At 37.8% G+C, this 11,202-nt stretch carries 12 protein-coding genes and 5 pseudogenes; 9 read left to right on the top strand and 8 right to left on the bottom strand.

Annotated elements, in window-relative coordinates:
- Positions 1–43 precede the first annotated feature (43 nt).
- The 4 genes and pseudogenes from thrC (at position 44) to D1B32_RS03035 (ending at position 2,674) form a co-directional block, all read left to right on the top strand.
- A complete protein-coding gene (gene thrC, locus D1B32_RS03020) occupies positions 44–1,156 on the top strand; it encodes a threonine synthase (protein WP_095308138.1) in 1,113 nt (370 codons plus the stop codon).
- A 28-nt stretch (positions 1,157–1,184) separates the two neighbouring features.
- Positions 1,185–1,571: a RidA family protein gene (locus D1B32_RS03025; RefSeq protein WP_095308140.1), complete on the top strand. Its 387-nt coding sequence runs from the start codon at positions 1,185–1,187 to the stop codon at positions 1,569–1,571.
- Positions 1,572–2,258: pseudogene (locus D1B32_RS03030) on the top strand (alanine racemase); the annotation flags it as partial. It lies immediately after the preceding gene.
- A 53-nt stretch (positions 2,259–2,311) separates the two neighbouring features.
- Entirely contained in the window at positions 2,312–2,674 is a 363-nt protein-coding gene (locus D1B32_RS03035) for an ROK family protein (protein ID WP_240033708.1), read from the top strand.
- Positions 2,675–3,318: 644 nt separating this feature from the next.
- On the opposite strand, the gene D1B32_RS23645 is transcribed toward D1B32_RS03035, so the two are convergent.
- Complete coding sequence (locus D1B32_RS23645; protein WP_158586194.1) at positions 3,319–3,462, bottom strand: hypothetical protein; 144 nt, start codon at positions 3,460–3,462, stop codon at positions 3,319–3,321.
- Between the two features lie 118 nt (positions 3,463–3,580).
- On the opposite strand from D1B32_RS23645, the gene D1B32_RS24570 reads away from it, so the two are divergent.
- Positions 3,581–3,781: a hypothetical protein gene (locus D1B32_RS24570; RefSeq protein ID WP_095308144.1), complete on the top strand. Its 201-nt coding sequence runs from the start codon at positions 3,581–3,583 to the stop codon at positions 3,779–3,781.
- Between the two features lie 441 nt (positions 3,782–4,222).
- Here the strand turns inward: D1B32_RS24570 and D1B32_RS03045 are convergent, their stop codons facing one another.
- The 5 genes from D1B32_RS03045 to D1B32_RS03065 are packed head-to-tail and all read right to left on the bottom strand — an operon-like array spanning position 4,223 to position 6,538.
- Positions 4,223–4,522, bottom strand: a complete 300-nt coding sequence (locus D1B32_RS03045) for a spore coat protein (protein WP_095308146.1) — start codon at positions 4,520–4,522, stop codon at positions 4,223–4,225.
- An 18-nt stretch (positions 4,523–4,540) separates the two neighbouring features.
- A complete protein-coding gene (locus tag D1B32_RS03050; protein ID WP_095308148.1) occupies positions 4,541–4,735 on the bottom strand; it encodes a hypothetical protein in 195 nt (64 codons plus the stop codon).
- A 17-nt stretch (positions 4,736–4,752) separates the two neighbouring features.
- Positions 4,753–5,889 (bottom strand): zinc-dependent alcohol dehydrogenase, encoded by a 1,137-nt coding sequence (locus D1B32_RS03055; RefSeq protein WP_095308150.1) that lies wholly within the window; start codon positions 5,887–5,889, stop codon positions 4,753–4,755.
- Between the two features lie 18 nt (positions 5,890–5,907).
- Positions 5,908–6,276: a spore coat protein gene (locus tag D1B32_RS03060; RefSeq protein ID WP_095308152.1), complete on the bottom strand. Its 369-nt coding sequence runs from the start codon at positions 6,274–6,276 to the stop codon at positions 5,908–5,910.
- Positions 6,277–6,292: 16 nt separating this feature from the next.
- Positions 6,293–6,538, bottom strand: coding sequence for a spore gernimation protein GerQ (locus D1B32_RS03065; RefSeq protein ID WP_095308154.1), 246 nt, complete (start codon positions 6,536–6,538; stop codon positions 6,293–6,295).
- A gap of 620 nt (positions 6,539–7,158) precedes the next feature.
- On the opposite strand from D1B32_RS03065, the pseudogene D1B32_RS03070 reads away from it, so the two are divergent.
- Both D1B32_RS03070 and D1B32_RS24200 read left to right on the top strand, forming a co-directional pair.
- Positions 7,159–7,736, top strand: a pseudogene (locus tag D1B32_RS03070) (sodium:solute symporter family transporter).
- Between the two features lie 590 nt (positions 7,737–8,326).
- Positions 8,327–8,709 (top strand): annotated as a pseudogene (locus D1B32_RS24200) (glycerate kinase).
- 59 nt (positions 8,710–8,768) lie between these two features.
- Here the strand turns inward: D1B32_RS24200 and D1B32_RS03080 are convergent.
- Positions 8,769–8,957 (bottom strand): annotated as a pseudogene (locus tag D1B32_RS03080) (DUF2243 domain-containing protein); the annotation flags it as partial.
- A 259-nt stretch (positions 8,958–9,216) separates the two neighbouring features.
- Between D1B32_RS03080 and D1B32_RS03085 the strand changes: the two are divergent.
- A complete protein-coding gene (locus tag D1B32_RS03085; protein WP_095308160.1) occupies positions 9,217–9,501 on the top strand; it encodes a hypothetical protein in 285 nt (94 codons plus the stop codon).
- Between the two features lie 333 nt (positions 9,502–9,834).
- Positions 9,835–10,122, top strand: a pseudogene (locus D1B32_RS24510) (Ger(x)C family spore germination C-terminal domain-containing protein).
- A 658-nt stretch (positions 10,123–10,780) separates the two neighbouring features.
- Here D1B32_RS24510 and D1B32_RS03100 read toward each other — a convergent pair.
- Positions 10,781–11,202: manganese catalase family protein (locus D1B32_RS03100; RefSeq protein ID WP_193552329.1), on the bottom strand; the 422-nt coding region annotated here is incomplete at its 5' end.

Genomic DNA, 11,202 nt, shown 5'->3' on the forward strand with positions numbered 1-11,202 from the left:
ATATAAAAAATTACATAATAACAAGTTGTAGGAGTGATCATGCATGAAGGTGAAATACAAGTGCAGCCAATGTGGTGAAACTCATGATCCACAAACGTTTATTCACAAATGTCCATGTGGAGGGCTTTTAGATATAACTCCGTTTGATGTCGATTTTCCACTTGAAAAAATTAAACAACGAACACCTTCTCTGTGGCGTTATGAGGAAGCACTTCCGTTCAGTAAATCTCAGCAGGTTACGTTAGGAGAAGGCTTTACATCAATGGTTTCAACTGATGATTCTAATAACGTTTTCTTTAAAATGGATTATATGATGCCTACCCTTTCATTCAAGGATCGTGGTGCATCCATGCTTATTACAGCGGCGAAAGCGTTACATGTAAAGCGAATTGTAGCAGATAGTAGCGGGAATGCAGGAACAGCAATTGCTGCTTATGCATCCAAGGCTGGTATAAAGTGTGACATATTCGTTCCAGCTAGTACGTCACCAAATAAATTAACCCAAATTAAAGCGCATGGAGCACAATTACATTTAATCCCTGGAACGAGAGAAGATACGGCAGAAGCTGCAGTAAAGGAAGTAGAAGAAAGTGGAAGTTTTTATGCAAGTCATGTTTACAACCCTTTTTTCTATCAAGGAACCAAAACCTATGCATATGAAATTTGGGAGGAGATGAATGGGAATGTTCCGGATGTGATTGTCGTACCAGTTGGAAATGGCACGCTGTTGTTAGGGGCGTACTATGGCTTTAAAGATTTATATGATAAAGGATTAATTCCTAGTATCCCTAAATTTGTTGCCATTCAAGCGGAAGGGTGTGCACCTTTACTTAAGGCATTCCAAGCAGGTTCAGAGCACATAGAACCCATTGAAACAGTAGGAACACAAGCAGAAGGGATTGCAATTGCTAATCCAGCAAGACATTACCAAATCTTGCAGGTCATAAAAGAAACTGGTGGAGAAATTATAGCTGCACCAGAAAATACGATTGAGAGTGCAAGAAAAGCGCTAGCACATCAAGGGTTCTTCGTCGAACCAACATCGGCTGCAACTTATGCAGGATATCTTGCATATATCGCGCAAGAAGGAAGCAATGTGGAAAATCAAACGATGGTTATTCCTTTATGTGGAGCAGGTATTAAGGCGGCTAAGTAAATAAAAGGTGATGCGGGGGGATGTTAAAGTGAAGCCAATCCATACAGATTATTCGAAGCAGCAGGGGGCCCATTACGTTCCAGCGATGGAACATAATGGGGTACTCTATATATCCGGACAATTATCGAAGGATCCTAAAACAGGTAGGATTCCTACAGGTGGTATAAAAGCAGAAGCCGAACAAGCATTAGCTAATTTAGAATTAGTTTTAAAGGCCCGTGGCTTACAGCGAGAGGATGTTATTTTCTGCAGAGTTTACACGCCAGATGTTGCATACTGGGACGAAATTAATGCGGTATATGCGCAGTTTTTCGGCGATCATAAACCGGCGAGAGCTATTGTACCTACCAATGCCTTACATTTTGGCTGTCTAGTAGAGATAGAAGCGATGGCAGCGATCGGGGAGGGGAAATAGGTGCATTATAAAGAAATAGACACACCTGCACTTTTGATTGACTATGCTATTCTTATGAAAAATATGAAGGACATGCAAGTTTATGCGGATAACCAAAATGTAAAATTACGCCCACATACCAAAACACATAAAATGCCTAAGCTAGCTAAAATGCAAGAAAAATATGGTGCTTCTGGTATTACGGTTGCAAAAGTAGGAGAAGCAGAAGTGATGGCTGCACATGGTCTAGACAATATCTTTATTGCCAATGAGATTGTAGGCGAACAGAAAATCCAGAAAATCAGAGATCTGTCGAAATCAATAGCTATTTCTTTTGGAATTGATTCCATTTATCACGTAAATGAAATAGAGAAAGTTTTTGAAGGTGCAGCGGAAAAAGCACAAGTATTAATTGAAATTGAAGTAGGGGAAAATAGATCCGGTGTTATTGAAGAAGAAGCATTTAGAGAATTAGTGAGCGCAGTGCAAAATAGCAGCAATATAAATCTGAAAGGCGTTTTTTCGCATGATGGCCACACATATGCAGCGGAAAATTTGGGGCATTGTAAGGAGTTATATACTGCCAGTGTAGATAGGACGCTGCATTTTGCAGGTATATGTACAGAATTAGGAGTTCCACCTGAAGTGGTAAGTATCGGTTCTACACCACCATTTTTATTCGGCTTTGATATTCCGAAAGGTGTAACGGCGAGATACTTAGCGGATCAAACTGGACTGCTGCAGAAATCGGTCATATCACAGTGGAGAAAGATGGTTTCACTTGTAATTGTGGGAGAGTAGGATGCTTGGAAACCATTGCATCTGCAACAGGTATAATACATCAAGTGAATGAATTCATTCAACAAAACCCTTCTAGTGAATTATCTCATTATTTCCAGAAAAAAGGAGAAATATCGACAAAGGATATTTTTAACTTTGCGGGAGATCATCTATGTCAACAAATCATTCAACGGACAGCTGATGCTCTGGGGGTTGTTCTCGCTAATTTATCTGTAGTCATTAATCCATCCGTTATTACGATTGGTGGAGGACTATCAAAAGCTGGCGATGCCTTTATAATAGCCATTGAAAAGCCCTTCAAAGGTATGCTTTGGCATGGGTAAGCCAGATCTGTAAGGTGAAAGTTGCGAAGTTAGGAAATGATACTGGAATCATAGGAGCTGCTAGAGTTAGTAATCTTTATCTCTAATTTTATGAAAACCAAATTTTGTATAGTAAGGCTGGATAAAGCACTCGGCATTTTTGATTGGTGGAGCCATATGAACAGGTTCACTGTCCTGGTTGTGTGCTAGAGTGGGGTCAATTATCCCGCCAGTATCTGCAGGACAGTCCATCATCCCAGTTTTTATGAAGGGCATTGAGACAAGTCATGAGCGGTGGGACGATGGACCTGTCCCCATGGTTTAAACAGTCTTTAATATTTGTCACATTTTTTCCGTGTTATAATCCGATTGTCTGTCACTTTTTCCGGTAAATTGCGTATATTTTAAGTGTTATTTTGCACCTTCAATTTTAAACCCAGCTGTCTTTATAAGAAGATAAGCTGGGCTTTCTTAACTAGTTATCGCTTAAAGGAAGTTAATAAATAACTCCTAAAGTGACAGGTAAACTCTGCGATAAGTTTTTTAAATGTTCAATCCATTTAAATTAAAAGGGGTTGTTTTTTGTATCCGCAAGCAATGGGAATGAAGTGAGGTTTTAAAAGTATAAGAAGAACATCAATTATCGGATTTTAAATATGGTTTAGTTACTTTTTAAAGAGATTACAGAGATTATAAAAAGCTTGAATTTCCGTTTTCTCCTGCATTTTCTGCTTGATCGTTAAAATTACCAGTTCTTCAAGAATTTCATTTATAATTTTAATTGCTTGGCTATGGGGTGAATTTTTCATTGGTTCCCTTCTGATTTTGGTTTATAGATATAAACAAGTGACACTTTTTTATCGCTAATTAAGCCCCAGATGTAGAAACGGTTGAGGGCTTTTTTAATTCTTTTAGTCCATAATATTAATGGGTGATAAAATTGAAAGCAACAGACTTGAAACCAAACGGTTTGATAAGGCTTTAGATGAGATCCTGGATATATTTAACAACATAGAGGACGATGAACCTATAATCAATTTTAATGTTGAAGTTCTCGAACTGATTGAAAAAGCTAAGAAAAAATATGGGATCGAAAAGGTTAGTGAAAAAATATCAATGCAGTTGTAGGAGAAATGCTTTCTTGGTTTGACTTGGAAGATATTAGTTTGGAAGAGGAAGAATCGGAGTGAAATATGTTTGCTCCGATTTTTTATGTGATATAGACCTGTTGTTAATAGTACAGGAGCGGAGCAGCAGAATACAGATAGTCTACAAATAATTAACAATTTTTAAATAAATACTATCATAGCTTCGTTTTCATTCATGTTAGACTGCTTTTGATTGATTGTCATTTCACGTTTAACATGCTTAGGTGTATCTAACTGTTCTTCTTGTTTTAGTAACGTTTCAATCCGAACTCCTTATATAGAAATGACTTTGAAACCCCAGAATTGTAGAAGAAAATGGCAATTGCAAAATGAGGGAAATTGTATATTTCCCTCATTTAAATATAAATGGTTTATTAGGAACAGTTTTGGTAGGTAATGTTAAACGGCTCCTATTTTATTTTTATAAAGTGGTTAAGTTCAATGCTGTATTGATATTATTTAAATCTAAATTGATTTGTTCGTTTGTATCCCAAGCATGGTACCATCCTTTTTCTGCCATATATGCGGAAATTTGTTCATGCATATCAAGAGCTTCCATTAAATGGCGAGTGAGCAATTCTTTAATTTCCGGCGTTCCTGCTTCCGTAACAGCCATGGCATAATTTCTAGCTCCACTTTTAGCTGCAATCAATAAATCCATTGCAACCACTTGATCCGATAGTGCATTCATGCCAGTTAATTTTTCAATGATTGGTTTCATGTTCATTCATCTCCTAGTTTACTGCTGAGCGTTGGAAAGGATAGAAGCGTATTCTTGTAATTGTCTCGTAGATACATCAATGTCTTGCTGCATAATATCTTTTAATTGCTTATCTGTAACTAATGCTTTCATCGTTTTGGACTTAGTCAAACAATTGGTCTTAAATGCAGCCATCTCATGGACCTCAAGAACTTCATGTAAGGCGTAGTTCATTTTTCATACCTCCTTCCTCAAGGTTTCAACACGACTTTTATACAATCATCCATTTTTGTGTCAAAAATCTCATAGCCATGCTTTGCTTCACTAAGTGGAAGTACATGACTCACGACATCTCCTGGATCAATTTTTCCGGTCGAAACTAATTCAAACATATATGGCATATAGTGAATTACAGGTGCTTGTCCAGAGCGGATATTGACGTTTCGGTTCATAATATCTCCCATTGGGAATCCATTATATCTGCCACCGTAAACGCCAGTAACTTGGATTGTCCCGCCTTTACGTACTGCCTGTGAAGCCATGATAAACGCACTAAATGCTCCGCCTTGAAGTTTCATTCCGCTAGCAAGGAATTCTAAATCAGTCATTTTACCGTCCATACCAACTGCATCAATGACAACGTCAGCGCCGCCATTCGTCATTTCTTTCAAATGCGTTCCCGCATTTTCAAACTTTTCAAAATTTACAATTTCAACTTTGTTGGTACGTTTGGCGTGTTTTAAACGGTAATCTACATAATCTACGGCAATGACACGCTTTGCTCCTTTTAGCCAACAGAATTTTTGAGCAAAAAGACCAACCGGACCACAACCAAAAATAATTACTGTGTCTCCACCTTTTACTCCCGCATTGTCAACACTCCAAAAACCAGTAGTCATCGCATCGGCAATAACCGTTAGCTTTTCATCTGGTTCTTCACAAGTCTCTGGAATTTTGAAATGAGTAAAGTTGGCAAACGGCACTCTTAAATATTCAGCTTGCCCACCTGGGTAGCCACCCGTCGTACCAGAATATCCGAAATAAGCACCCATATCACCATTATCATTAGAATTATCACATTGGCTTTCCAAATGGTTTTTACAGTAAGAGCATTCACCGCATGCAATATTAAAAGGAATAATGACACGGTCTCCCTTTTTTAGCGAAGTCACACCTGGGCCAACTTCTTCGACGATTCCCATTGGTTCATGGCCAATAACATAGTTTTCTTGCAGGTTAGGAATCATGCCATGAATTAAATGTAAATCAGACCCACATATAGATGTACTTGTTACTTTAATAATCATGTCATCTGGTTTTTCAATCTTTGGATATGGAACTTCTTTCACTACAACATTTTTAATACCTTGATACGTTACTGCCTTCATGCTATACAGCCTCCAGTGTTAGTGTTCATCAGGTGTCCGATCAAACATACCTTTTCTATTGGTATCAACAGGAAATAGATTCATTTTGCCAATCATCAATGTGTTGTTGGCAGAGAGTTGATCTAGTTTATACTGTTCACTTAGTTCATTTGGATGGAACCATTTTTTGTCAATCATAAGTTCTGTAATTTCTTGGTGCATGGCAATACCTTGTATTAACTGGTTTCGTAAGAGTTCTCTAACTTCAGGTGATGCAGATTCGGTTAATGCAACAGCGGTATTTCGAACACCTTCTTTGGCACGAAGGAGGAAATCCATGGCAAATGTGGTATCAGCTAACTCAGGTACATGTAATGAGTTTATAGGGTCTAAATAGTCATTATTCAATGAATTTTACTTCCTTTCAATTTATTATTGGTGTTGGGCGGCTTTGAGGAATAGGAGCTTCAAAAGGTGCGCGGTTATAGATTGCCTGTAATTCTCCAAGCGCTTGCATGGATTGTTCAACATCCTTTTGCATTAATGCTCTCAAATCCTGATCAAAAACCAGCCCTTGCATTAGTTTTGATTTTACTAAACACAGGGTTTTAAAATTAATAACTTCATGTAGATCCAAGGACTCATGATCGGCTAATTTTTGAATGTCCATTTTTGGTCCCCTCCTTATTCATTTATTCAAAGGTATTGTTCCTAATTCACGATAAATCATTCATTAATATTCTTGGGGGCATGATGACAAAACGCGTATACTATACCCTAAGAAGTTTTTGGAAGGAAAAGCCCTGATATTTCTACGCTAAGAAAAAATATCAGGGCTTTTTATGTTATGAGTGTTATATATCTATTAACGTTTTTGATGCTTATTAGTTGGATATTTATTTTAATTTAGTGAAGGTATTGTCCAATATTGCACTTAAAGTAACTGGAGCTTAGTTAAAGATCTATTACAAATTGATTCGATTCTTAAACAATGGGGGCAAAAGCTTAGATATAAAGTGTTTCCGTCATCTAAACAACAACGTTGGGAACATGAAGAACAAAAGATTAACAAAGATAAAAGGGGTTTCGGAAATTGTGGAACTATTAGTAGCTTAACCATACCGAAACCCTTTAAGATTTAATTCAGTAGTTTTACAAGCAAGGTGAAGAAAAAATACGTTGGACAAGATATTTGGCAGCGATTTTTTACAGCCAAAAATTTAAAAACAGCCCGAACTGGCGGTATACTTGTCGGTATTTATATACTCCATGGCAATGGTTATTATTGGGATGTGTGCACTTGTTGTTCTGCCCAATATCCAGAATACCCAAAATGTGTTTTCAAGTATGGCCTTTGAGACGTTGCCTACAGGACTTCTTGGCATCGTTTTTGCCGCAGTTGCTGCAGCAATTATGTCAACCGCATCTGGAATACTTGCTTCTTCAACTTTAATTGTGAAGGATATTTTAAAAGACCATTTCTTCAAGAATATTAAGGATGTCAATTTTTACTTCTATCACGTATTACGACAATGGTTATTAGTATTATCCCTATTGTCATTGCATTATGGATACAAGAGTTGCTTGTAGCGATTGATGTTGCTTACGCATTACTTGCTGGTGCAATCTTTATTCCGATCATATTTGGGCTATTCTGGAAAAAAACTACAGCAAAGTCTGCATTTTATTCCATTTTGATTAGCTCGTTAGTCGTCTTAGGTAGCCTTGCTATTGAGGGCTTATCTTCAAGTAACCCGATATTATATGGAATCGTAGTTAATATCTTCGTTATGATTATTTTGTCATTAACGGATAAAACGAATAAAGGCAATGCAGAGGAAAGTGAAAAAGTGGGAGTTAGTAATTAGGAAGTATTGATAAGTGGGGTACTAACATTGCAACTTAAAAAGGCAGGGGAACCTGATGAAATTACCATATGATATATATATGGCATCTGATGTTATTCAACAGTATCAGAATCGTAATTGATGGTGGGCTAGGAGCACAATAACAGGACGGGACAGGTTCCCGGTCCTTTTTTTGATGGATTAGGGATGGGTATAGGGATAGGGAGAACAGGACAGAGGGGCAGGTTCCTCGGACGAGTATGATGAAGATGGGTTCTGTAACGATCGTATAGCAAGATGGGCATCTCTAGCTCTATTCGTGCAGCAAAACGCCACCCCACTGGTACCAAAATATCTATCAACCTGGTACTTTATCTAACATGCAATAATTGACATACTAATCTATATATTAATAATTTTAAAACCAATTGAATTTATTTATTCAGAAGGTTCCCTGTCAAATCGCTTTACGAATTCTAGCAGAAAAAGGTAATATTCGAGTAAGGTACCTCGTTCTTTTTCGGTTGAAAAAAACCAGGACAAGATACCTGTCCCTGTGTCCTACTTTTGAAACAGTAGCCATTCCAGTTGCTGATGGCGGGGAAGGAACAATGGATAGTTTGATCGCTGCGACAAACGGAAAGAAGGTTGACGTTACAGTCAGTGGCCCATTGTTGGAACCCGTAAAAGCCGCTTACGGGGTTTTAGGGGATGAAGAGACATGTGTCATCGAAATGGCAAGTGCATCCGGATTAATTTTGTCCCAGAAGCGTTGCGAAATCCGATGCTTACCACAACATATGGAACAGGGGAAGTGTTAAAAGCCGCCCTTGATCACGGTTACAGAAAATTTATTTTGGCCATTGGTGGTAGTAGCGCTACCAATGATGGGGGAGCTGGAATGCTTCAAGCTCTGGGAATGCGTCTTTTAGACAGAAGAGAATCTGGTTGGATATGGTGGAGCAGAGCTTGGTCGTATCGCAAAAATGGATGATCGTGAATTTGATAAACGAGTTAACGATTCAGAGTTTTTGATCGCATCGATGTTCAAAATCCCGATCCGATCAGGGCTCCACCAGTCCATCTCATTGGCCACCATTCGTTCCTGCGAGAGAGATCGGCAACCATGAATAGTGATCCTACAGTGGCAAACCAGCTGAAGGCGTGAAATAGTCCGTCTGACATAAGACCGATTTGCGTTGTTGACCTATCGTAAAAATGATGCCAAGCTAATAACTGGTGAGGGAACGCCCAATCTCTTTTTTACCTTTTTGAAATCATTTCCTTAATAGACCAAGTAATTCTTTGTCAGTAGAGTTTTAATAAATATTAAGCAGAACATTCCCCGTTCCATATAATCTTAACTTGCATCTATCTGAGACACCTCAATTTTTACTGTTTTATAAATGGAAATTCATTCTAATTTTTATGAGTAATTTTAATTGAATTACACAACCTAATCATCGTAAGAACTAAAAAATATTAGGAGGTTTTATTTCACATGGCACAACAACAAAACCAACAACAAGTACAGCAAGCTGTTCAAGCTGCTCAGCAGGCACAACAAGCAGTGCAACAAGCACAGGCAAGTGCAAATCCACAACAATTACAACAAGCACAACAGCAGTTACAGCAAGCTCAACAACAAGTACAGCAAGCTCAGCAACAAGCAGGGGCTAATGCACAACAACAGTTACAGCAAGCACAGCAACAAGTTCACCAAGCACAACAAGCAGCACAGCAAGCTCAAGCTAGTATGCAACAAAATCCAAATCAAAATCAGTAATAAGATAAACAGGTGTGGGTTAGGTTAGGGGAAGTCCAATAACAGGGCTTCCTTTTCTCTTAATATTGTTTTTAGGCTTTATGCGTATACATTGGTAAGGTGTTACTGAACTTTCTAAACCAGTATTATTGCCAAATTTAATCTTGTGCTCTTACATAATTAGCCCAATACTTTATGGGGAATGATTAAAACATCTGAAGAAACTTGGACGGGTGTTAGTACTGTTAATATTGAAGAATCCCAAATAACGTAACAGTCGTAACATGGAGCCAATATCAGCTCGTTGATAATAGTCTTCACTAGAATGAAGCCAATATAGGGGAAGTATCCTGTGTGGTTGACCTAACCAATTCAGATGAAATTAACAAGTTAGAAAAAAATGCTGAAAAGGAAATTGGGAAAGGAATAGAAGATAGCGTCAAAGAAATTCAAGAAGTGGGTGCAGATGTATTTGGCTTTGGTGAGGAATTTTAAAAAAATAATTTTTAATACTGGAAAACGGTTGAAAACGATTGGAATGAAGTCTTTTCAAATCGATTGGAAGTGAATATACAAGTAGATGTTCAAATTAGGAGAACTGGTACTAGAACAGGAGGGGCAGGAAGATGGTTAAGGCAATAGCGATTACTATTTTAGCTGGATTTATTTATCAATTGGATAAATAAATCTTTGATCAAAAAAGAAACAAAGTCCATGAAAGATAAAATGATGTGAAGGTTAGTACTGCCTTGAAATAAAGTAATACAAATCTAGCTACTTTCTTCTTGCCACTCTGCAAACACTATAATTTGCTTAGCCACTATTTATCAAGAACAATTTCGACTTTCTGCTTTAACTGCTTTACCACTATTTATGATACGGTTCCCCGAAGTATATCTAAATGAGGTTTTTATGTATTGCGATTAAATTAAGTAGAACTTTATAATTATCTATTAATTAAGATGTAAAAAGTATTTTTAAAATAATCCTGATGACCAGGTGTTTTTGCCTTTTTCTAGATTTTATATGTATTGAGCTAAAGGATATACACCCAATCAATAAAAGGAAATTTAAATATCCTGCATTTACACCCCATTACAAAAGACGATTGGATATCCTTGCGCTTCCATGAAGACCAACTAAATTTTGTGGCAACGAATGAACATGCAAAACGAATCTTCGAAAAAGTAGGTTTCCAAGAAGTAGAAGGATTAATCATTGAAGGTGAACAGGTTTCCCACTTTACCTTTTAACATAACGGAAAAGAGCTAAGAGGATTTCCTCCTAGCTCTTTTTTAGATTACATATTACTTTTTAAACGTTTTAAAATCCGATGATAATCATCACGATCAATCCCTGGGGCAAATTGCTCTGGAAGTTCTGGGAAGTCGGGCACAGGCGCACCCTTAGGCATTCCATCAATTACTCTCAGTGTTTCGCCAGTTTCAGGGTTAGCCCCTTTCCAAATTTGGTTGATATCCCGATAGTCCTCTTCTCCCCATGTATACAATACATTGTACAATCCTTGATCCATAAATTTTTTGGCGTGATCAAATTTATTATTATCCAAACTTGGAACAGGCAGCATCTTACCTACTTCTACGCCTGTAGCTACTTCGATTGCTTTTGCATAAGCAATGACGTGCGTCCCTCCGCGAACGAGTAGGTAGCCAATCATTTCTAAAGCGGTTGGATGAGTTGTCATTTCGTAAACACGCATTT

It is taken from the genome of Oceanobacillus profundus (assembly GCF_003515705.1).
Classification (GTDB): domain Bacteria; phylum Bacillota; class Bacilli; order Bacillales; family Amphibacillaceae; genus Oceanobacillus; species Oceanobacillus profundus.

Excerpts from the sequence above, each read along its gene's own strand:
- D1B32_RS03085 (WP_095308160.1), top strand. The coding sequence starts at position 9,217 with ATGGCACAACAACAAAACCAACAACAAGTACAGCAAGCTGTTCAAGCT.
- D1B32_RS03055 (WP_095308150.1), bottom strand. The coding sequence starts at position 5,889 with ATGAAGGCAGTAACGTATCAAGGTATTAAAAATGTTGTAGTGAAAGAA.
- D1B32_RS23645 (WP_158586194.1), bottom strand. The coding sequence starts at position 3,462 with ATGAAAAATTCACCCCATAGCCAAGCAATTAAAATTATAAATGAAATT.
- D1B32_RS03065 (WP_095308154.1), bottom strand. The coding sequence starts at position 6,538 with ATGGACATTCAAAAATTAGCCGATCATGAGTCCTTGGATCTACATGAA.
- D1B32_RS03045 (WP_095308146.1), bottom strand. The coding sequence starts at position 4,522 with ATGAAACCAATCATTGAAAAATTAACTGGCATGAATGCACTATCGGAT.
- D1B32_RS24570 (WP_095308144.1), top strand. The coding sequence starts at position 3,581 with ATGGGTGATAAAATTGAAAGCAACAGACTTGAAACCAAACGGTTTGAT.
- thrC (WP_095308138.1), top strand. The coding sequence starts at position 44 with ATGAAGGTGAAATACAAGTGCAGCCAATGTGGTGAAACTCATGATCCA.
- D1B32_RS03050 (WP_095308148.1), bottom strand. The coding sequence starts at position 4,735 with ATGAACTACGCCTTACATGAAGTTCTTGAGGTCCATGAGATGGCTGCA.